Raw genomic sequence first — 19,790 nt, 5'->3', positions numbered from 1 at the left:
CCTTCCGGTCACGTCCCGTCGGACTCGTCGACGACGAGGCGGTCGCCGTCGATGCCGCCGGTGCGGTAGGCGGCGGCGCCGATCGTCTGCGCGGCGACCGGGGCGGTGATGAGCTGGAAGACGGCGACGAGCAGCAGCGGAGCGGCGGCGGTGAGCGTGTCGGTCTGGGGCGCGACGCCCGCGAGGACCAGCAGCAGGCCGATGGTCTGCGGTTTCGTCGCGGCGTGCAGCCGGCTGAGCAGGTCGGGGAAGCGCAGCGCGCCGAGGGCGCCGACGAACGAGAAGGCGGCCCCGGCGGGCAGCAGGATCGCGGTGACGATGTCGGCGAAGCTCATCCGTGCTCGCCCCGTTCGCCCGCCAGCCGGGCCGCGGTGATCGAGCCGACGAACCCGAGGAGGGAGATCACGACGAGCAGGGTGCCGTTCGCGGGCTCGTCCTGGGCGGCGCCGTGCACGGCGATGCCGCTGACGAGCAGGACCGCCAGCACGTCCAGGGCCATGATGCGGTCGAACGAGGTGGGGCCGCGCAGCAGCCGGAGGGTCGTCAGGACGAGGGCGGCGCCGAGGAGGCTCAGGGCCAGGACGTAGACGGCGATCATGCGGGCTCCTCCGGTTCGGGCTCGCCGACGGCGCGCAGCAGGCGGCGTTCGGTGGCGAGCAGATCGTGCTTGACGGACTCCGCGTCGGCGGGGTCGGCGACGGGCATGCCGTGGATGAGGAACAGCGAGCGTTCCCAGTCGACGTCGAGGACGAGCGTGCCCGGCCGCAGCGACATGCTCGTGGTCACCGCCAGGAGGACGACGTCGGACCGTGAGCGCGCCCGCACGTGGACGAGGGCGCCCCGGACGCGGCCCGGCCGCCACAGCGCGTGCCTGCCGATGACGACGCTCGACACGAGGAGGTCCCAGCCGAACACGGCGAGGGCCTGGGCGAGCCGGATCGGGCGCGGCCGGGTGAGGAACGGGACGGTCGGCAGCCGCGTGACCGCGTAGGCCCCGAGCGCGACGGCGATGCCGGACAGGACGGTCGCGGCGTCGGCGCGTCCCCACAGCAGCAGCCACACGCCGAGCAGCCACAGGGCCATGCCGGTGCGGGAGCCGATGCGGCGCAGGACGTTCACCGTTCCTCCAGGACGGCCTGGACGTAAGGGGCGGGGTTCAGCAGCTCGGTGGCGGCGCGGTGGCTCCAGTCGGTGAGGGGCCCGGCGAACGCGGGGACGAGGAGGCCGACGCAGATCATCGCGGCGGTGACGGTCCGCATGATGAGGACGCCGCCGCGCGCGGCCGCGTCGTGGCGGCGTTCGGGCAGCTCGGCCGGGGTGCGCCAGAACGCCAGGGCCCACACGCGGCTCATCGCCATCAGGGTGAGGAGGCTGGTGAGGACGGCGACGCCCGTGACGGCGTACGCGGCGACGCTCCCGGATCCGACGCCGGCCTGGAAGAGCCCGAGCTTGGCGATGAACCCGGAGGTCGGGGGGACGCCGCTGACGCTCAGGGCGGGGATGAAGAACACCACGGACAGGAACGGGGAGACGGCCGCGAGGCCGCGCAGGCGGGTGAGGGTGATCTCCCCGGTGAGGCCCTGCATGAGGTCGCTGACCAGGAACAGCGTCGCCTGCACGATGATGTGGTGGACGAGGTAGAGGATCGCGCCGGTGAGTCCCGCGACGCTGAACAGGCTGAGCCCGAACAGCATGTAGCCGATGTGCCCGACGAGCGTGAACGACAGGATGCGGTGCACGTCGTCGTGGGTGAGGGCGCCGAGCGTCCCGACGAGCATGGTGAGCGCGGCGAGGCCGAGCATCGGCCAGGACAGGCCGTCGCGGGGGAACAGCAGGGTCTCGACGCGGATCAGCGAGTAGACGGCGGCCTTGGTGAGCAGCGCCGCGAACACGGCGGTGATCTTGGTGAGGGCGGCCGGGTAGCTGTCGGGCAGCCACAGGTGCATCGGGACGATCGCGCTCTTGATGCCGAACACGACGAGGAACAGCATGGCGAGCGCGGTGCGCGTCCCGGGCGGCAGGCCGGCGGTGCGGACGGACAGGTCGGCGAGGTTGACGGTGCCGGCCGCGGCGTAGGTGAGGCCGATCGCGGTGAGGAACAGGATGGACGACGTCAGGCTGACGGCCGTGTACGTCATGCCGGCCTGCACGCGCTCGCGGGTGGGCGACAGCGTCATCAGGACGTAGCTCGACGCGAGCATCACCTCGAAGGCGACGAACAGGTTGAACAGGTCGCCGGACAGGAACACCAGGCAGACCCCGGCGGTGAGGGTGAGGTAGGCCGGGTAGAACACGCCGGGCTCGTGCTCGCCGAGGCCGCCGACGCCCTCCCCCACGCCGTGGATCATGATGGCGAGCAGGACGACGGCCGACACCGTCACGAGCAGCGTGGAGAGCCGGTCGGCGACGAGCGTGATGCCGAGCGGCGCGGCCCAGCCGCCGAGCTGGACGGCGATGACGCCGTCCCGGGCGACGGCGGCGACGAGCGCCGCGCCCGTCGCGACGACCCCGGCGACGACGAGCGGCGCGACGATCCGCAGCCAGTTCTCCCAGCGCCGGACGACCAGCGCGAACGCCGCGCCGAGCAGCGGCAGGGCGAACGGCAGCGGGACGAGGACGTTCATGCGCCGCCCCCGCGCGGACCCTCGCCGGACCGCCCTTCTCCGGGCGGGCCCGCACCGGGGCCGGGACCGTCCTCCCGCGACGGTTCCTCGTCCCCCTTCCCGTCACCCTCGCCGTCACCCTCGCCGTCACCCTCGCCGGTGCCCTCGGGGCGGCCATCGCCGGGGCGCTCGACGTTGCCCTCGACGGGGTCGCCCGACCAGGTGTCGGGATCGGCGTGCTCCTCCGCGCAGACGCGGCGGTCCTCGACGTCGTCCTGGACCTCGTCCTCGCCGGTGAGGAGGCGGCTGCGGTAGGCGAGGGCCAGCAGGAACGCGGTGACGCCGAAGGTGATGACGATCGCGGTGAGGGCCATGGCCTGCGGGAGCGGGTCGGCCATTCCGCCGTCGTCCTTCCCGCCGAGCAGCGGCGGCGACCCGGACGGGCCGCCCGCGAGCAGCAGCGCCAGGTTGGCGCCGTGGCCGAGCAGCATGAAGCCGACGACGATGCGGACGAGCGAGCGCTGCAGCATGAGGTGGAAACCGGTCCCGAACAGGACGGCGACGGCGGCCGTCAGCGCAACGGTGGGGCCGGTCATCGGGGCTCCTCTCCGGCGACGTCGCGGGCCGCCTTCTCCGCACGGTCCTCCTCCGCGCCGTCCTCCCCCGCGCCGTCCTTCCCGGGCTGCCGCTCCAGGCTCGCGCCGAGCGTGGTGAGGACCGTCAGGACGAGCCCGAGCACCAGCAGGTACACCCCGATGTCGAAGAACAGGCTGGTCGGAAGGTGGATCTCGCCGATGAGGGGGGCGTGCGCGTGGTACGTCGTCTGGTACAGGAACGCGTCGCCGGTGAGCCAGCCGGCCGCGCCCGCCGCGACCGCGACGAGCAGGCCACCACCGAGCAGCACGGCGGGACGGACCGGGATCGCGTAGGCCAGCTCGCGCTTCCCGCCGGGCAGGTAGCGCAGGACGAACGCCATGCCGGCGACGAGCCCGCCGACGAAGCCGCCGCCGGGGCGGCCGTGCCCGGCGACGAGGAGGTACACCGACACCACCAGCAGGGTGGGGCCGAGGAGGCGGGCGGTGGCCTCCAGGATGACGGACGAGCCGCCGAGCGGCGGCCGTCCGGGGGCGGCGAGCCAGCGCGTCCGTCCCTCCGGCTGCTCGGGCGGGTTCCGCGGGGACGGCTCCCCGGTGAGCCCGTGGGTGGGACCGGGGCGGACGGTGCGGCGCTCGCGCAGCGGCGGGGCGCCGGGCCCGGTGAGGATGAGCCCGGCGACGCCCATCGCGGCGATGGCGAGCACGACGATCTCGCCGAGCGTGTCGAGCGCACGGAAGTCGACGAGGATCGCGTTGACGATGTTCTTCGCCTTCTCCTTCTCGGCCGGACCGGCGTAGGCGGGGCCGACGGGGTCGGCGCCGCGGCTGAGCCCGGCGACGGCCATGAACAGCGCGACGAACACGCCGAGGCAGGCGCTGACGAGGGCGGTGCCGACGCGGGCGGACGTCGTCCGGCGGCGCGGCGGGAACCGGTCGGACAGCCGCCGCAGCGCGAACACGAGCATGATCAGCGACAGCGTCTCGACGACGAGCAGGGTGAGCGCCACGTCGGGGCCGCCGTGCACGACGAACAGGCCGCCGACGGAGTAGCCGACGCCGGCGAGCAGCAGCGCCGCCGACAGCCGGCGGCGGACGCGGACCGCCGCGAGCGAGCACACGACGACGACGCCGACGAGGAGCGGCTGCGCGGGCTCGTCCCAGGCGCGCAGCCGGTCGGCGGACGGCCGGGGCGCGGTGCCGCCGATGAGCCCGGCGACGAGCCCGGCGCCCGGCAGGAGCAGCACCATCACGCCGATCACGAACAGGTACACCGGCAGGGAACCGGTCTGGATCCGGCGGGTGACGCCCCGCGCGGCGGCGAGCGTCGCGGCGACGGTGCCGTCGTAGGCGTCCTGCGCGTCGGGGGCGCGCCACCGGACGGACCGGGCCGGGAACGTCCGCCCGAACGCCCAGTACAGGGCGAACCCGAGGGCGAACGCGACGAGGGTGAGGACGACCGGCGGCCCGAGCCCGTGCCAGAGCGCGAGCTCGTAGCCGGGCGACGGCGCCGGGAGCGTGTCGGCGTACGCGGCGAGGAGGGGGTCGAGGGGGCCGGTGAGCAGGCCGCCGGCGAATCCGGCGACGGCGAGGACGACGACCGGTCCGACGAGCCCCCACGGGCGCCGCCCGCCCGGGCGCGGCCGTCCGGCCCCGTCGCCGGTCTCGTCGCCGTCCCCGCCGCCGAACGCGCCGCCGAACGCGCCGTGCAGGAACCGCGCCCCGTAGGCGACGGTCAGCGCGGAGCCCGCCACGATCCCGGCGAGGACGATCGCGTCGGTGCCGCCGTGCGCGAACGCCTTGAGCGCGGCCTCCTTCGCGACGTACCCGAGGAACGGCGGCAGCCCGATCATGGACGCGGTCGCGAGGGCCGCCGCGACCGTGAGGACGGGCCTCCGCCGCCCGGACAGCTCGTGGGCGCGCCGCGTCCCCTCCTCGTGTTCGAGGACGCCGACCGTGAGGAACAGCGGCGCCTTGAACAGGCCGTGCGCCAGCAGCAGCGCGATACCGGCGAGCGCGGCCGTCCGGGTCCCGGCGCCGAGCAGCACCATGAGGAAGCCGAGCTGGCTGACGGTGCCGTAGGCGAGCAGGCGTTTCAGGTCGTCCTGGCGGAGCGCGACGGCGCCGCCGACCAGGAGGCTGACGAGGCCCACGGACACGATGAGCGGGCTCCACAGGCCGGTCTCGGCGAACGCGGGCGACAGCCGCGCCACCAGGTAGACGCCGGCCTTCACCATCGCGGCGGCGTGCAGGTAGCCGCTGACGGGCGTCGGCGCGACCATCGCGGCGGGCAGCCACGCGTGCAGCGGCATCTGCGCGGACTTGGCGAACGCGCCGAGCAGGATCAGCACCATCGCGGTGCGGGCGGCGGCGCCGCCGGGTGGGTCCGCGACGATCTCGGAGATCCGGTACGTCCCGGCGGCCTCCCCGAGGACGACGAACCCGACGAGCATCACCAGGCCGAACGCGGTCGTCGTCAGCAGCGCCTGCAGGGCGGCGCGCCGGTCCGCGGTCCGCTCGGGGTGCCCGGCGCCGATGAGGATGAACGAGCTGACGGTGGTCAGCTCCCAGAACACGTAGAGGACGAGCAGGTTGTCGGCGAGGACGAGGCCGGTCATCGCGCCCGCGAACGCGACGAGCGTCCCGACGGTGAGCCGGTCGGTGCGCGGGCCGGACGGGAAGTACCAGGCGGAGTAGCACAGGACGACCGCGCCGACGCCCCCGACGAGCAGCAGCATCACGACGGCGAGGGCGTCCAGCCGGAAATCGACCGCGAGGCCGAGGTCGGGCGCCCAGGACAGCCGCGCGGTGTCGTCGTGCCCGCCGGCGACGTCCCCGGCGCGGGCGATCGCCCACGCGGCGGTGGCGGCGGGGACGAGCGCGGCCGCGTACCCCATCGCGCGGCCGTTGCGTCCGGCCGCCCAGGGGACGAGGACGGCCGCGGCGGCGTACAACATGATCAGCGCGAACATGAGGACGCCTCGGCACCCCCTCCCCTGCTGATCATCGGTGCTGTCGTCGATCTACCCGATGTGCGGCACCGAAACGGACGCGCCGGGACGGGCGGGGCGAGGCGGACGCCGCACGGGCGGGGCGCGGGCACTGGGCGGGGCCGGGCGGGGGCCGCTCCCGAACCGGTTGTCGGGTGGGCGGGGGTTTGGTTTTCTGCTGGTGCAACGCCCGAGGATCCCCCTGCCCCGTCTGGAGGCGACCGTGAGCGGCGACGAGAAATTCTCCTGGCACGAGGCCGAGAAGGACTTGATGGCCGGAATCGATACGTCGATCCCGCATTCGGCGAGAATCTGGAACTTCTGGATGGGCGGCAAGGACAACTACGCGGTCGACCGGGAGGCCGGTGCCCATTTCGCCAGCATCTATCCGAGCATCGCCGACATGGCGCGCTCGTCCCGGTACTTCATCATGCGGGTGGTGCGGTTCCTGGCGGGCGAGGCGGGCGTCCGGCAGTTCCTGGACATCGGCACGGGGCTGCCCAGCCACGACAACACCCACGAGGTCGCGCAGCGCGTCGCGCCCGACTCCCGCATCGTGTACGTCGACAACGACCCGCTCGTCCTCGCGCACGCGCACGCGCTGCTCACCGGCAAGGGGACGGGCGGCACCGACTACATCGACGCCGACCTGACCGACCCCGCGTCGATCCTGGACGTCGCCCGCACGAAGCTCGACTTCGGGCGGCCCGTCGCGCTGATGCTCATGGGCGTCCTCGGGCACGTCCCGGTCTCCGGGGACGACGACGCCCGCGCCCGCGAGATCGTCGAGACGCTCAAGGACGCGCTGCCGTCCGGTGGCTTCCTCGCGCTCTACGACGGGACGAACACCGACCCGTCGTTCGTCGAGGCGGTCGGCGACTACAACGCGGGCGGGTCCGAGCCGTACGTCCTGCGGAGCCCCGAGCAGCTCGGGCGTTTCCTGGACGGCTTCGAGCCCGTCGACCCGGGCCTGGTGGAGATCGGGCGGTGGCGGCCGGACCCGAACCCGTTCGGCGACGCGGAGAGGCACGACGCCTGGGGCGGGGTGGCCCGCAAACCCTAGGCGCCGCGCCTCCCGGCAGCGCCGTTCAGGGGCGTTCGCCGGGTTCGTCGACGACCGCGGCGGCCACCCGGACCTGCTCTTACTGCAGGGTGCCGCTCTTGACGACGATGTCGCCGCCATCGCCCTCGATGGTCTGGTCGCCGACCGCGATGGAGCGCTCGCCCCGGTACCGGTAGGTCTCCGGATCCAGCAGGACCTCCTGCCGCACCCAGCCCTCCTTCGCGGTCAGCCCGAGGGTGATCGCCGGGCGTCCGGCGGCGTCCACGGTGCCCTCGGTCGCGGTGACGCCCGGGATCCGCTTCATCGCCCGGAAGATCGTCGCCTCGACCGCCGGGGGGTGCAGGTTCTCGGCGAGGATGGTGATGAGGGTGCCGAACGCGAGTTCGTCCGGTTGCCCGGGGATCGCCCCGATCTTCTGGAGGAGCGCGTCCGGGTCGGTCGGCAGCGGATCGAACCGGGACGCGCGCGGCCCCTTCTCCGAGACGGGGGACTCGACGAGCCTCCCGTTCTGGTACGCGGCGTACTGGTGCCTCCCGTCGATCCGCCGCCACAGTTCCCAGGAACGCGTCGCGTACGGTCCGCCGGTGACGACGCCGGAGGGTTCCGCCGCGCCCTTCATCCGGATCTTGGTGTAGAGCCACTGCTCGGGTCCGGGCGCGGTGAACGGGCGGGAGGCGGCCGCCGCGGCGGCGTTGTCGAGGACCTCGGCCGCGTGCGCGACCGAGCCCACGGCCTGGATCGGCGCGCGGGGCCGTCCCTCGTCGTCGACGGCCACGACCGACACGCCCGCGGTGACCGCGGCGGCCAGGGCGCCGACCGCCGCGAGCCGGACGGCGATCCGGGAAAGCCGGCGGCGGGTCCGCGCGGCCCCGGCGGACGCGGCGGTCTGGGCGGACGCGGCGGTCTCGGCGTCGGGACAGGCGCCTGCGGGCGCGGTGCAGCCGGACGCGGACGGTCCCGGTGGAGCAGCCGAGCACGACGGCGATCTCCGGGTGGGCGAGCCCCTCCCAGGCGACCAGGCGGAGCAGTTCGCGGTCGCGCTCGGCCAGGCCCGCGAACGCCTGGGCGATGGCGGACGTGTCGACGAACTCGTCCGCGGCGCCGGCGAGTTCGTCGCGGAGTTCCGGGTGCAGGGTCGTCGTCCGCCTCCGCCGCCGCGTCTCCTTCTCCCAGTGCCTGGCCGGCACCCGGCGCGCGACGCCGTAGAGCCAGAGCCGCGCGGCGTGGCCCTCGGGGACGTCGTCCAGCCGCCGCCACGCGACGGTGAAGGTCTCGGCGACGACGTCGGCGGCGTCGTCCGGGGAGGAGCAGCGGCGCAGCACGTAGCCGAGGATCGGCTCGTACGACGCGGTGTAGACGGCCTCGAACCGGGCCTTCCGGTCGTCCTTCGGGTCAGCCATGGGCGGCCCGGTGTCGCTCGTGACGCATGCGGCTCTCCTTGAGTCGGTTCGCCCCATACGTCCGGCCGGGGGCGCCGGCGTTACACCGGCGCGGTTGAATGGACGCGTGGCGAAGGCGTGCGCGTGCGGGAGCGGGATCGGGTACCGGCGGTGCTGCGGGCGGTTCCACCGGGGGGAGGCGGCCGCGGCGACGGCCGAGGAGCTGATGCGGTCGCGGTACAGCGCGTTCGCGGAGCACGACGAGGACTACCTGCTGCGGACGTGGCACCCGGCGACCCGCCCCGCCCGGATCGACTTCGACCCGGGGACGCGCTGGACCGGCCTGGAGATCGTCCGGACCGAGGCGGGCGGGCCGGGCGACGCGCGCGGCGTCGTGGAGTTCCGCGCCCGGTACTCGTCCGGCGGGGAGGCCGGGGAGCTGCACGAGGTCAGCCGGTTCGCCCGCGACGGCGACGCCTGGGTCTACGTCCGCGGCAAGATCGGCTGAGCGCCGCCCGCCCGCCCGGCGCGCGGCTCACCCGCCGGCGGCGGGCGGGCCCCGCCACGGCGAGGGTCCCGCCACCGCCTCCGCCCGGTCCAGGACGTCCGCCGGATCCAGGGCGGAGCCGTCCGCGAACGCCGCCGCGAACGCGTCCGCGCCGAGCGCCGACCGGGACCGTTCCGCCGCGCGGTCGATGTCGGAGCGCTCCGCCGGGCTCGCCGGGATCCGCGCCGCGGCGCGCACGGCGGCGGCCTTCCCCAGCAGCGCGGCGGCCTCCGCGTGGCCGCCCGTCAGCCCGTACGCGCCCGCCAGCCCCTCCAGGGCGCCGGCGACGTCGCGCGGCGACTCCTGGCGGATCGCGACGGCCAGCGCGTCCCGGTGGTAGCGGACGGCCGTGTCCGCGTCCCCGCGCAGCTCGGCCACGTACCCGAGGCCGAGCTGGTTCAGCGTCAGCGACAGCGGCGGGAACTCGTCGGGCGACGCGCCCTCCATCATGCGCGCGAGCCGCTCCGACGCCTCGTCCAGCAGCCCGGCGTGCCGCGCCGCGAGCGCCATCCCGGCCTCCGCGAACCGGACCGCCTGCAGGTGGCCCCGCTCCGTCCCGAGCCGCATCGCCCGGTCGCACAGCCGCAGCGCCGCCTGCGGGTCGCCGCGCATCACGGCGATCCAGCCGCGCCAGGCCAGCCGTGCCGCGACGTCGGGCCACAGCCGCAGTTCCTCCGCCATCCGCTGCCCGTCGCGGTGCAGCCGCTCCGCCCCGTCGAAGTCGCCGGTCAGCTCCGCCAGCCCGCCGAGCCACTCGGTGGCCTGCAGCCGCCCCCACCGGTCGCCGAGGTCGCCGAACAGCGCGGCCGCGCGGCCGGCGTCGCGCTCCAGCGCGGCGAGGTCGCTGCGCACGTGGGCGTGCTTGGCGCGCAGCAGCAGCGCCGCCGCCTCGCCCCACGCGTCGCCCGCCGCCCGGAACGCGGCGAGCGCCTCCGCCAGGACGGGCCCGACCGCCGTGACGTCGTCCACGTCCGAACCCGCGAACGCGAGGAACCACCGCGCCCACGCGGCCAGGTGCGGGTCCCCGGTCGCGTCCGCCGCGCGCAGCGCCGCGGCGCTGCGCGCGGGCCAGTCGCGGGCGTCGCCCTTGAGCATCGTGAGCCCGGTACGCCACGTCAGCGCGCGGGCGCGCAGGGCGGGCGACCCGCCGCCGGGCGCGAGCGCCGCGTCGAAGGAGCGCAGCGCCTCGCCCAGCCGGCCGCGCAGGAACCAGTACCAGGCCAGCGCGCAGACGAGCCGCAGCGCGCGGTCGGCGGCGCCGTCCGCGACGGCCGTGTCGAGCGCCGCGCGCAGGTTCGCGGTCTCGGCGTCGAGCGTCCGCAGCCAGGACGCCTGCCCGGCGCCGCGCAGGTCGGCGCGCTCGGCGAGGTCCGTGTAGTACTCGCTGTGCCGGGTCCGGACGCGTGCGTGCTCCCCGGCGTCGCGCAGCCGGTCGGCGCCGTAGGCCGCCACCGACTCCAGCAGCCGGTACCGGGCCTCCTCCCCCGGCCGCTCGACCAGCACGACCAGCGACCGGTCGACCAGCCGGACCAGCAGGTCCCAGACCTCCTCGGCGGGAACGTCCCCGCCCGCGCACACCGCCTCGGCGGCGGCCACCGTGCAGCCGTCGGCGTGCGCCGACAGCCGCCGCAGCACCGCCCGCTCCGGCTCGTCCAGCAGGTCCCAGCTCCAGTCGATCATCGCGGTGAGGGTGCGCTGCCGGGGCGGCGCGCCCCGGTGTCCCGTCGCGAGCAGCCGGAACCGGTCGTCCAGCCGCGCGACGAGCCCCGCGACGCCGAGCGTCCGGACGCGCGTCGCCGCGAGTTCGAGCGCGAGCGGGAGCCCGTCGAGCCGCCGGCACAGCACCGCGACCGCCGCGGCCGTCTCGCCGTCCAGCCGGAACCCGCGCGCCGCCGCCTCCGCCCGCGCCGCGAACAGCCGCACCGCGCTCGACCGCGCGAGCGCCGCGGCGTCGTCCGTCCCGTCCCGGGCGGGCACGTCCAGCGGCGGGACCGCCCACACCGCCTCGCCGGGCAGGCCGAGCGGCTCCCGGCTCGTCGCCAGCACCCGCAGCCCCGGCACCCGGCGCAGCAGCCCGCCGGCCAGCCCGGCGGCCTCCTCGACGACGTGCTCGCAGTTGTCGAGGACGAGCAGCAGGCGGCGCCCGCCGAGCGCCGCCGCGAGCCGGTCGAGGGGCGCGTCCGGGCCGCCGGGCACGTCGTGCACGTCCAGGACCGCCGTCACGACCGCGGCGAGGTCGGGGACCGTGGCCCGGTCGACCGCCGCCAGCTCCACCAGCCACACCCCGTCGGCGAACGAGCCGGACAGCCCGGCGGCGACCTCCACGGCCAGGCGCGTCTTCCCGACGCCGCCCGGCCCCGTCAGCGTGACCAGCCGGTCGGTGCCGAGCCGGGCCCGGACGTCCGCCACGGCGCCGTCCCGCCCGATCAGCTCGGTCGGCGGGACCGGCAGGTTCGAGCGCGGCGCCGTGCGGGCCGCCGCCCGCACGGGCGGCGCGTCCAGGCCCGGGTCCTGCCGCAGGATCGCGCCGTGCAGCTCCGCCAGCTCGACGCCCGGGTCCAGGCCCAGCTCGTCGGCCAGCAGCCCCCGGAACCGGTCGAAGCTCTCCAGCGCCTCGTGCTGCCGCCCCGCCCGGTACAGGGCCCGCATGTGCGCGGCGCGCAGCCGCTCCCGCAGCGGGTGCGCGGCGACGGCGGCGGCCAGCTCCCCCGCCAGCGCCCCGTGCTCGCCCAGCTCCAGCCGCACCTCCGCGTGCTCCTCCAGCGCGGTCAGCCGCAGCTCCTCGAGCCGCGCCGCCACCGGACGGACGAACGGCTCGTCCGCGAAATCCGCGAACGGCGCGCCGCGCCACGCCCCGAGGGCCTCACCGAGCAGCGCGGCCCGCTCCTTCGGGTCCGCCGCCGCGCGCGCCTCGTCCACGAGGGACTCGAAGCGCCGCGCGTCCACCCGCCCGGCGTCGGCGGCCAGCAGGTACCCGGCGGGACGCGACTCCACGAGGGCCCGCGCGCCCGGTTCGGCGTCCTCCAGCACCCGCCGGAGCTGCGACACCTTCGCCGACAGCGCGCCCGCCGGGTTCCCCGGGAGCGCCTCGCCCCACAGGTCGTCGATCAGCCGGTCGGCGGGGACGGGCCGGCCCTCGTGCACGAGCAGGTCGGCGAGGAGGGCCCGCACCTTGATGCCGGGCACGGGGACGAGCCCGCCGTCGTCCGTCCACACGGCGAGCGCGCCGAGCACCCCGAATCGCATGCCGGAACCTTAGAGCGTCGAGGGGGTTCCGCTGAAGCGCCCTCGGACGCGCGGGAAGGGCCGACCTGCGCGCGAGCTCCGACTTCGCCGCGACTCCCGCCCGGCTCCGCGAACTGCTCGACCGGCTGGAGGCCGGGAGCCCGGAGTTCCCCGGCCTGTGGGCGCGCCACGACGTGCGGCCCAAGACCCACGACCTGCTGAACATCGGCTTCCACGCCTTCAACGTCGCCGGCGTGCCCGGACACCAGCCCCTGATCTACCGGGAGCACCCCGGTAACGACTGAGCACCGCCGTACCCGGGCATCTCCCGAACGAGGCGGACTTCTCCGCGCCCGCACCCGTTCCGACCTGGGACTTTCCGGTGGCTACCCCGACCGGAAGGCGGCCGTAAGGATCCCGTAAAGCTCCTCCGCCACAGTGGGTCCTGTTCGAAGGAACAGGGAGGGACACGGTGAGGGAGGTGGACATGGACGCGGACGGTGCGCGGCTGCGGCTGGCGGTGATCATCGGCAGCACGCGGCGCGGGCGGTTCGGCCCGACCGTGGCGGAGTGGTTCGCCGCGCGGGCCCGCAGGCGCCCGGACCTGGACGTCGACCTCGTCGACCTCGCGGCGTGCGCGCTCCCGCAGGCGCTGCCGGACGAGGACGAGCCCGCGCCGCCCGCGGTCGCGGCGCTCGGCCGGCGGCTCGCGGCGGCCGACGCGTTCGCCGTCGTGACGCCCGAGTACAACCGGGGCTACCCGGGCGCGCTGAAGGTCGCGATCGACTGGTTCTACGACGAGTGGCGCGCCAAGCCCGTCGCCGTCGTGTCCTACGGCCGCGAGTCGGGCGGTCTCCAGGCGGCCGCGCAGCTCCGCGAGGTGTTCACCGAGCTGGAGGCCGTCCCGATCCGGGACGGCGTGGCGCTGCCCTGCTACTGGCGCGACTTCGCCGCCGACGGCTCCTGGCCCAAGACCGGAGCCGAATGCAACACCACCGTGACCACGACCCTGGACCGGCTCTCGTGGTGGGCCCGCGCCCTCCGCGACGCACGCACCGCACACCCGTACGGCTGAACTCGGAGGACGACCATGCGCAAGATCATCAGCTCCACCTACGTCACGCTCGACGGCGTCATCGCGGACCCGCAGGTCTGGACCGCCCCGTACTTCGGGGAGGAGGCCGCCGAGTACGGCCGCGAACTCCTGTTCTCCTGCGACGCCCTGCTGGCGGGCCGCGAGACCTACGTCGCGTTCGCCGAGACGTGGCCGGCGATGGAGGAGGCCACCGGCGACTTCGGCGTCCGGATGAACTCGCTCCACCACTACGTCGTGTCCGACTCGCTGGAGAAGGCCGAGTGGGGCGACAGCACGATCATCCGGCGGGCCGACGCCCCCGCGAAGCTCGCCGAGCTGAAGGAGCAGGACGGGCAGGACATCCTGCAGTACGGCTTCGGCAAGGTGTCGGAGACGATGGTCGAGCACGGGCTCCTGGACGAGCTGCGGCTGTGGATCCACCCGGTGATCGTGGGACCGTCCGACACGTCCAAGCTGCTGAGCGGCACCGGGTTCGGTGCCTCGTTCGAGCTGGCCGGCACCCGGACGTTCTCGAACGGCGTCATCGTCGCGACCTACACCCCGGCCGCCAAGTGACGCACCGGCCGCACCGCACCGAGGCCCGCGCCTTGATGTAGGAGGAACCCCCTGAACAGCGAAGCGCCCCGGTCGACGACATCGTCGGCCGGGGCGCTCGGCACGTCGGCGTGCCGACTCACACCAGGTCGAACCGGCCCTTCCGCACCTCGGCCACGAACGCGGCCTACGTGTCCGGGGCCAGCGCGAGGTGCCCGGCGGCCGGGGCCTTGCTGTCGCGGATCTGCGCGGGTGGGTTCGCGGGGAGGTCGAACTGCCTGCGGCTGTACGCCCCGGCGGCGGGTCCGCTGATGTGGGTGTACGCCGGGGCGGGTGTACGCCGGGGCGGGTGTACGCCAGGGCCGGTGCCCGCGAGGTGGGGACGCTGGTCACGGTGCGGGCCGAACGCGGCGGCTGGTGCTTCTACCGGTCGCCGGACGGGCGGGCGCGGGCGCGTCGGCCGGCGCCGTGCGGCGACACGGTCGCGGCGGCCGAGCGGCTCGACGACCTCCTCGAACCCCTGCTCTCCCCCGGGACCTTCCCGGCGTGACCCGGCCGGACGGGCCCGCCGCGGCGGCCGCGGCCGGGGCGGCGGTCACTCGTCGAGGACGGCGCGCAGGACGTCCGGGGTCCGGGTCGGGGGTTCGGCCTGGACGCCGAGGCGGTTCAGGGCGTCCTGGTAGCGGGCGATCTCGGACGGACGGTCCGGGTAGAGGGCGCCCGCGAGCTGCTCCAGGTAGACGACGTCGGGCAGTTCGGGCTCGGCGAACCGCAGCAGCGTCACCGGGCCGCCCTCGGCCGCGTGGCCGCCCGCGGAGAACGGCAGGATCTGCACGGTGATGTTCGGCCGCTTCGCCATCTCGATGAGGTGCCGGAGCTGGCCGCGCATCGTGCCGGCCCCGCCGACCGCGCGCCGCAGCGCCGCCTCGTCGATCACCGCCCACAGCTTGAGCGGGTCGGGCCGGGCGAAGACGCGGCGGCGCTCCATCCGCAGCTCGACCAGCTTGTCGATCTCCTCCTGCGGGGACTCGGGGTGCCGGGCCTGAAGCAGGGCGCGCGCGTACTTCTCGGTCTGCAGCAGTTCCGGGATCGCCTGCACCTCGTACTGGCGGATCAGCACCGCGCCCTGCTCCAGCCCCAGGTACGGCTCGAACCAGCCGGGCACGACGTCCCCGTAGCGCTGCCACCAGCCGGGCTGGTTGGCGTGCTCGGCGAGGGCCAGCAGCGGCTCCCGGACGTCCGGGTCGGTCACGCCGTAGAGGGTCAGCAGGTCGGCGACGTCGCGTTCCTTGAAGCCGACGCGTCCCAGCTCCATCCGGCTGATCTTGGAGTGGGAGCCGCGGATCTCGTAGCCGGCCGCCTCGGTGGAGATGCCGGCGGCCTCGCGGTGGCGGCGCAACTGCGCGCCGACCAGCATCCGCAGGACGGTCGGGCCGGCGAGCTCGCGGCCGCGGGCGGGCGGCCCGCCGGGGGCGCCGCCGGGCGCGGACGGCGCGCCGGATGCTCGCGGTGGTTCTCCCACGGGGCGCCTCCTCGGACGCGCGGATCGTGCCGACGGAGAAAAGTTACCCGCCGCCGGTGGCTTTGCCCAATGTCCGGACAGGCCCGAGCGGACGCTCACCCCCGTCCGATACCCGCACGACGAGCCCCCCGCACGCCCGTGACCTGCCAGGATGTGAACCTGAGAATTTCTCGAAGAAAATCCGGCCGGGATGTCGATCCGGCCGCCCCCTCTTCGACGCGTCGGTGAAGGCCCGGGAGGGACCCGGGCCGCACGGAGGAGACGACATGCGCTTCCTGATGATGACCACGGACGACGGCTCGGCCCAGCAGGCGCCGGACGAGACGATGATGGCCGAGATGGGCGCGTTCATCGAGGAGATGACGAAGTCCGGCGTCCTGCTCGCCACCGGGGGCCTGGAGCCGGGCGGCACCCGGATCTCGGCGACCGGTGGCAAGGTCACCGTCACCGACGGCCCGTTCACCGAGGCCAAGGAGGCCGTGGTCGGGTTCGCGCTGATCGACGTCCGCAGCCGCGAGGAGGCGATCGAGCTGTCCAAGCGGTTCTGGAAGATCGTCGGGGACGGTCAGGGCGTCATCCAGCAGGTGTTCGGGCCCGAGGACATCCCGGGCTGACTTGCGCGGGCGCGCCGCCGGTGCTCTCATCGGCGGCGTGACGACCCCCGAGACCGGACGCCCCGGCGTCCACGCCCGCATCGACGCGGTCTGGCGGCTGGAGTCCGCGCGGATCACCGGCGGGCTCGCCCGCCTGGTCGGCGACGTCGGTCTCGCCGAGGAACTCGCGCAGGACGCGCTCGTCGCCGCGCTCGAACAGTGGCCGGAGTCGGGCGTCCCGGACAACCCGGGCGCCTGGCTCATGGCCGTCGGCAAGCGCCGAGCGATCGACCGCATCCGCCGCGACCGGCGCCTCGACGCCAAGATCGAGGAGATCGGGCACCGGCGGGAGGCCGAGGCGCAGGGCCCGCCGCCGGAGTTCGAGGCCGCCGAGGACCCCGAACGCATCGACGACGACGTCCTGCGGCTGATCTTCACCGCGTGCCATCCCGTCCTGCCCGCCCGGGCCCGCGTCGCCCTCACCCTGCGCATGCTCGGCGGGCTCTCGACCGACGAGATCGCGCGGGCGTTCCTCGTCGGCGAACCGACCGTCGCGCAACGGATCGTCCGGGCGAAACGGACGCTGTCGGAGGCCGGGGTCCCGTTCGAGGTGCCCGAGGGATCCGACCGCGCGGCGCGGCTGGCGTCCGTCCTGGAAGTCCTGTACCTGATCTTCAACGAGGGGTACGCGGCGACCGCCGGGGACGACTGGGTGCGCACCGACCTCTGCCAGGAGGCGCTCCGGCTCGGCCGGGTCCTCGCCCGGCTGGCGCCCCGCGAACCCGAGGTCCACGGGCTCGTCGCGCTCATGGAGATCCAGGCGTCCCGGTCCCGCGCCCGGACCGGGCCGGCCGGCGAACCCGTCCCGCTGCACGAACAGAACCGCGGGAAATGGGACCCGCTGCTCATCCGGCGCGGGTTCGCCGCGCTGCTGCGCGCGAAGGAACTCGGCGGGACGCCCGGCCCGTACGTCCTGCAGGCCGCCATCGCCGCCTGCCACGCCCGCGCCCGCACCGCCGCCGAAACCGACTGGCCGCAGATCGCCGCACTGTACGAGGTCCTCGCGGGCGTGGCACCGTCCCCGATCGTGGAGCTCAACCGGGCCGTCGCCGTCGGGATGGCGCACGGCCCCGGACGGGGCCTCGCCCTCCTCGACACCATCGCCGACGACCCCGCCCTGCGCGGCTACCACCTGCTGCCCGGCGTCCGCGGCGACCTCCTCGCCCGGCTCGGCCGCACCGCCGACGCCCGCGCCGAGTTCGAACGCGCCGCCGCGCTCACCCGCAACGAGCCCGAGCGCCGCGCCCTCCTCGACCGCGCCGCTGGTATGCATGGGGACGGCAGCACGGCGACCGGCCGTGCGAGAGAGGAGTCCCGATGATCGCCCGTCCGGACGTCGAGGCCGCCGCCGCGCGCATCGCCGGGCACGTGCGCAGGACGCCGCTGCTGGAGATCGACCCGCTCGTCCCCGCCGGGCGGATGTGGCTGAAACTCGAACACACCCAGCACACCGGCTCGTTCAAGGCGCGCGGCGCGTTCAACCACATCCTCGCCGCCCGCGCCGAGGGACGCCTCCCGGACTCCGGCGTCGTCGCGGCGTCCGGCGGCAACGCCGGCCTCGCGTTCGCGTACGCGGCGGCACGGTCCGGCGTGCCCGCCGAGGTGTTCGTCCCGGAAACCGCCCCGCGGGTGAAGGTCGAGCGGCTGCGGGCGCTCGGCGCGGCCGTCGTCCAGGTCGGCGCCCGCTACGCGCAGGCCGCCGAGGCCGCGCACAAGCGCGCCGCCGACACCGGCGCCCTGTTCTGCCACGCCTACGACCAGCCCGAGGTCTGCGCCGGGCAGGGCACCCTCGGCCTCGAACTCCTCGCCGAGGCCGACGTCGACACCGTCCTGCTGGCCGTCGGCGGCGGCGGCCTCATGGCGGGCGTCGCCGCCGCCCTCGAAGGACGCGCCCGCGTCGTCGGCGCCGAACCCGCGACCATCCCCACGCTGGAACGCGCCATGGCCGCCGGACGCCCCGTCGACGTCGGCGTCTCCGGCGTCGCCGCCGACTCCCTCGGCGCCACCCGCCTCGGCGGCATCGCGCACGCCGTCGCGTCCCGCACCGGCGTCCGTCCCGTCCTGGTCGACGACGACGCGATCATCGGCGCCCGCCGCGCGATCTGGGACGAGTACCGCATCGCCGTCGAGCACGGCACGGCCGCCGCCGTCGCCGCGCTCCGCACCGGCGCGTACCGCCCCGCACGGGACGAACGCGTCGCGATCGTCCTGTGCGGGGCGAACACCGACCCGTCGACGCTCTAAGGGGCGACCGACTGCAGCGGCATCGGCCGCACCCCCGACGACTTCGCCATCGGCGCGTCCCCGCACGCCGCCCCCACCAGGAACCGGGACAGGGCGTAGTCGATCGGGTGCGGCACGACCGCCCCGTTCTCGATCCTCTGGTACTTCGTGAGGTTCATCGCGTACGACACCTGCCGGGTCCCGTCGGCCGTCGACAGCGACTGCGTGCCCGCACCCCACACGAGCCCGTCATGGCCCCAGAACGTCCCGCACGGCAGGTCCATCGAGTACAGGCCCAGCCCGTAGTTCGCGATCAGGTTCCCGTTCGCGTCCGTCCACGGCCGCGTCCGCTTCATCTCCGCGAGCGCCTTCTCCCCGATCAGCTCGCCGCCCAGCAGCTTCCGGTAGAAGGAGTTCAGGTCGTCCATCGTGGACACGAGGGCGCCCGCCGTCCACACCCAGCTCGGGTCGTAGACGCTGTAGTCGCGCGGCGGATCGATGTAGCCGAACATCGACGCGTACATCTTCGGGTGCGGCCCCCGGATCCGGGGCCGCTCCGGGAAGTACGTGTGCCGCAGCCCCGCCTTCCGGACGACGTGCCGCTCGACGTACCGCGCCGCGTCGTCGCCCGTCACCCTCTCCAGAAGCAGGCCCGCGAGGATGTAGTTGGTGTTCGAGTACGACACCCGCTCCCCCGGCTCGTTCGTCGCGGGAGCCGCCAGCCCCCACTCCACGAGCCGCTCCGGCGGGAGCTCCCGGAACCGGTGCTCGTCGAGGCTCTTCCCCGACGGCTCCAGCAGCGACGGGAACGCCGCCGGGAGGTAGTCGCCGATGCCGCTCGTGTGGTTCAGCAGCATCCGCACCGTCACCCGTTCGCCCCGCTCCCCCGGCACGAGCTCCGGCAGGTACCGGCCGACCGGCGCGTCCAGCTCGACCCGCCCCGCCTCGACCTGCTGCAGGACCGCGGTGGCGACGAACGTCTTCGTGATGCTCCCCACCCGGTGCCGCATGTGCGGCCGCACCGGCCGCCCCGTCCGCACGTCCGCGTCCCCGGCCGCCCCGCGCCACACCTCGCGGCCGTCCCGCACCTGCGAGAAGACCCCGTACATCCCCGCCTCGTGGACGCCGCCGAGCGCCGCGTCCAGCCCGTCCCGGTCGATCCCGGTCTCCGCCGCCGCGGGCGCCTGCAGCGTTCCCGCCGCCAGCACCGCCGCCGCCCCCAGGGCCGCCCACCTGGCCGTCGCGCGCCGCACCGTCATCTCGCTCCCTCCGTCGGCGATCACCATCCGGGGACGAGCCTTCCGAAGGCGCCTTGCGGATGTCATCCGACGCACGAACGAGATCGGCGTCCTGCTCGAGACC

General features: G+C 75.2%; 17 protein-coding genes and 3 pseudogenes. 9 read left to right on the top strand and 11 right to left on the bottom strand.

What is annotated here, in order from left to right:
* Positions 1–8: 8 nt before the first annotated feature.
* From mnhG to ACFQ11_RS21150, 6 genes are read right to left on the bottom strand one after another with little or no spacing between them, the layout of a single operon-like run.
* Positions 9–335 (bottom strand): monovalent cation/H(+) antiporter subunit G, encoded by a 327-nt coding sequence (mnhG, locus tag ACFQ11_RS21175; protein WP_378301186.1) that lies wholly within the window; start codon positions 333–335, stop codon positions 9–11.
* On the bottom strand, positions 332–598 hold the full coding sequence (locus ACFQ11_RS21170; RefSeq protein WP_378301184.1) for a monovalent cation/H+ antiporter complex subunit F: 267 nt from the start codon (positions 596–598) through the stop codon (positions 332–334). Before ACFQ11_RS21170 ends, mnhG begins: the two co-directional genes overlap by 4 nt.
* Entirely contained in the window at positions 595–1,119 is a 525-nt protein-coding gene (locus ACFQ11_RS21165; RefSeq protein WP_378301182.1) for a Na+/H+ antiporter subunit E, read from the bottom strand. The genes ACFQ11_RS21170 and ACFQ11_RS21165 overlap by 4 nt, the downstream gene beginning before the upstream one ends.
* Positions 1,116–2,624, bottom strand: coding sequence for a Na+/H+ antiporter subunit D (locus tag ACFQ11_RS21160; RefSeq protein ID WP_378301180.1), 1,509 nt, complete (start codon positions 2,622–2,624; stop codon positions 1,116–1,118). The genes ACFQ11_RS21165 and ACFQ11_RS21160 overlap by 4 nt, the downstream gene beginning before the upstream one ends.
* Complete coding sequence (locus tag ACFQ11_RS21155; RefSeq protein WP_378301178.1) at positions 2,621–3,199, bottom strand: Na(+)/H(+) antiporter subunit C; 579 nt, start codon at positions 3,197–3,199, stop codon at positions 2,621–2,623. Before ACFQ11_RS21155 ends, ACFQ11_RS21160 begins: the two co-directional genes overlap by 4 nt.
* Positions 3,196–6,168 (bottom strand): Na+/H+ antiporter subunit A, encoded by a 2,973-nt coding sequence (locus ACFQ11_RS21150; protein ID WP_378301176.1) that lies wholly within the window; start codon positions 6,166–6,168, stop codon positions 3,196–3,198. The genes ACFQ11_RS21155 and ACFQ11_RS21150 overlap by 4 nt, the downstream gene beginning before the upstream one ends.
* A gap of 289 nt (positions 6,169–6,457) precedes the next feature.
* Here ACFQ11_RS21150 and ACFQ11_RS21145 point away from each other — a divergent pair, with 289 nt between their 5' ends.
* On the top strand, positions 6,458–7,249 hold the full coding sequence (locus ACFQ11_RS21145; RefSeq protein ID WP_378301234.1) for an SAM-dependent methyltransferase: 792 nt from the start codon (positions 6,458–6,460) through the stop codon (positions 7,247–7,249).
* Positions 7,250–7,328: 79 nt separating this feature from the next.
* On the opposite strand, the pseudogene ACFQ11_RS21140 reads toward ACFQ11_RS21145, so the two are convergent.
* A pseudogene (locus tag ACFQ11_RS21140) lies at positions 7,329–8,096 on the bottom strand (CU044_5270 family protein); the annotation flags it as partial.
* Positions 8,097–8,178: 82 nt separating this feature from the next.
* Positions 8,179–8,649, bottom strand: a pseudogene (locus ACFQ11_RS21135) (RNA polymerase sigma factor); the annotation flags it as partial.
* A 106-nt stretch (positions 8,650–8,755) separates the two neighbouring features.
* On the opposite strand from ACFQ11_RS21135, the gene ACFQ11_RS21130 reads away from it, so the two are divergent.
* Positions 8,756–9,136 carry a YchJ family protein gene (locus tag ACFQ11_RS21130; RefSeq protein ID WP_378301174.1) on the top strand — a complete coding sequence of 127 codons (381 nt, stop codon included), beginning with the start codon at positions 8,756–8,758 and terminating at the stop codon, positions 9,134–9,136.
* A 27-nt stretch (positions 9,137–9,163) separates the two neighbouring features.
* On the opposite strand, the gene ACFQ11_RS21125 is transcribed toward ACFQ11_RS21130, so the two are convergent.
* On the bottom strand, positions 9,164–12,421 hold the full coding sequence (locus ACFQ11_RS21125; protein WP_378301172.1) for a BTAD domain-containing putative transcriptional regulator: 3,258 nt from the start codon (positions 12,419–12,421) through the stop codon (positions 9,164–9,166).
* A gap of 62 nt (positions 12,422–12,483) precedes the next feature.
* Here ACFQ11_RS21125 and ACFQ11_RS21120 point away from each other — a divergent pair.
* The 4 genes and pseudogenes from ACFQ11_RS21120 to ACFQ11_RS21105 all read left to right on the top strand — a co-directional run.
* Positions 12,484–12,705: pseudogene (locus tag ACFQ11_RS21120) on the top strand (MmyB family transcriptional regulator); the annotation flags it as partial.
* A 167-nt stretch (positions 12,706–12,872) separates the two neighbouring features.
* Positions 12,873–13,475, top strand: coding sequence for an NADPH-dependent FMN reductase (locus tag ACFQ11_RS21115; RefSeq protein WP_378301170.1), 603 nt, complete (start codon positions 12,873–12,875; stop codon positions 13,473–13,475).
* Between the two features lie 15 nt (positions 13,476–13,490).
* On the top strand, positions 13,491–14,051 hold the full coding sequence (locus ACFQ11_RS21110; RefSeq protein ID WP_378301168.1) for a dihydrofolate reductase family protein: 561 nt from the start codon (positions 13,491–13,493) through the stop codon (positions 14,049–14,051).
* A gap of 328 nt (positions 14,052–14,379) precedes the next feature.
* Positions 14,380–14,580 carry a hypothetical protein gene (locus tag ACFQ11_RS21105; protein WP_378301166.1) on the top strand — a complete coding sequence of 67 codons (201 nt, stop codon included), beginning with the start codon at positions 14,380–14,382 and terminating at the stop codon, positions 14,578–14,580.
* A 45-nt stretch (positions 14,581–14,625) separates the two neighbouring features.
* On the opposite strand, the gene ACFQ11_RS21100 is transcribed toward ACFQ11_RS21105, so the two are convergent.
* Entirely contained in the window at positions 14,626–15,552 is a 927-nt protein-coding gene (locus ACFQ11_RS21100) for a helix-turn-helix domain-containing protein (protein ID WP_378301164.1), read from the bottom strand.
* Between the two features lie 266 nt (positions 15,553–15,818).
* Here ACFQ11_RS21100 and ACFQ11_RS21095 point away from each other — a divergent pair, with 266 nt between their 5' ends.
* The 3 genes from ACFQ11_RS21095 to ACFQ11_RS21085 are packed head-to-tail and all read left to right on the top strand — an operon-like array spanning position 15,819 to position 18,449.
* Positions 15,819–16,166 (top strand): YciI family protein, encoded by a 348-nt coding sequence (locus ACFQ11_RS21095; RefSeq protein WP_378301162.1) that lies wholly within the window; start codon positions 15,819–15,821, stop codon positions 16,164–16,166.
* A gap of 37 nt (positions 16,167–16,203) precedes the next feature.
* Entirely contained in the window at positions 16,204–17,526 is a 1,323-nt protein-coding gene (locus ACFQ11_RS21090) for an RNA polymerase sigma factor (RefSeq protein ID WP_378301160.1), read from the top strand.
* Positions 17,523–18,449 carry a threonine/serine dehydratase gene (locus tag ACFQ11_RS21085; protein ID WP_378301158.1) on the top strand — a complete coding sequence of 309 codons (927 nt, stop codon included), beginning with the start codon at positions 17,523–17,525 and terminating at the stop codon, positions 18,447–18,449. Before ACFQ11_RS21090 ends, ACFQ11_RS21085 begins: the two co-directional genes overlap by 4 nt.
* Here ACFQ11_RS21085 and ACFQ11_RS21080 read toward each other — a convergent pair.
* Positions 18,446–19,687 (bottom strand): serine hydrolase domain-containing protein, encoded by a 1,242-nt coding sequence (locus ACFQ11_RS21080; protein ID WP_378301156.1) that lies wholly within the window; start codon positions 19,685–19,687, stop codon positions 18,446–18,448. The genes ACFQ11_RS21085 and ACFQ11_RS21080 overlap by 4 nt on opposite strands.
* Between the last annotated feature and the right edge of the window lie 103 nt (positions 19,688–19,790).

Source organism: Actinomadura sediminis, assembly GCF_042675525.1.
GTDB classification, from domain to species: Bacteria; Actinomycetota; Actinomycetes; order Streptosporangiales; family Streptosporangiaceae; genus Spirillospora; species Spirillospora sediminis.
Note: the sequence above shows the minus strand (reverse complement) of the source record. Positions and strands in the feature narration are given on the sequence as shown.

Coding starts and splice junctions, on each gene's coding strand:
- mnhG (WP_378301186.1), bottom strand. CDS start 335: ATGAGCTTCGCCGACATCGTCACCGCGATCCTGCTGCCCGCCGGGGCC.
- ACFQ11_RS21170 (WP_378301184.1), bottom strand. CDS start 598: ATGATCGCCGTCTACGTCCTGGCCCTGAGCCTCCTCGGCGCCGCCCTC.
- ACFQ11_RS21160 (WP_378301180.1), bottom strand. CDS start 2,624: ATGAACGTCCTCGTCCCGCTGCCGTTCGCCCTGCCGCTGCTCGGCGCG.
- ACFQ11_RS21155 (WP_378301178.1), bottom strand. CDS start 3,199: ATGACCGGCCCCACCGTTGCGCTGACGGCCGCCGTCGCCGTCCTGTTC.
- ACFQ11_RS21150 (WP_378301176.1), bottom strand. CDS start 6,168: ATGTTCGCGCTGATCATGTTGTACGCCGCCGCGGCCGTCCTCGTCCCC.
- ACFQ11_RS21145 (WP_378301234.1), top strand. CDS start 6,458: ATGGCCGGAATCGATACGTCGATCCCGCATTCGGCGAGAATCTGGAAC.
- ACFQ11_RS21125 (WP_378301172.1), bottom strand. CDS start 12,421: ATGCGATTCGGGGTGCTCGGCGCGCTCGCCGTGTGGACGGACGACGGC.
- ACFQ11_RS21110 (WP_378301168.1), top strand. CDS start 13,491: ATGCGCAAGATCATCAGCTCCACCTACGTCACGCTCGACGGCGTCATC.
- ACFQ11_RS21095 (WP_378301162.1), top strand. CDS start 15,819: ATGCGCTTCCTGATGATGACCACGGACGACGGCTCGGCCCAGCAGGCG.
- ACFQ11_RS21085 (WP_378301158.1), top strand. CDS start 17,523: ATGATCGCCCGTCCGGACGTCGAGGCCGCCGCCGCGCGCATCGCCGGG.
- ACFQ11_RS21080 (WP_378301156.1), bottom strand. CDS start 19,687: ATGACGGTGCGGCGCGCGACGGCCAGGTGGGCGGCCCTGGGGGCGGCG.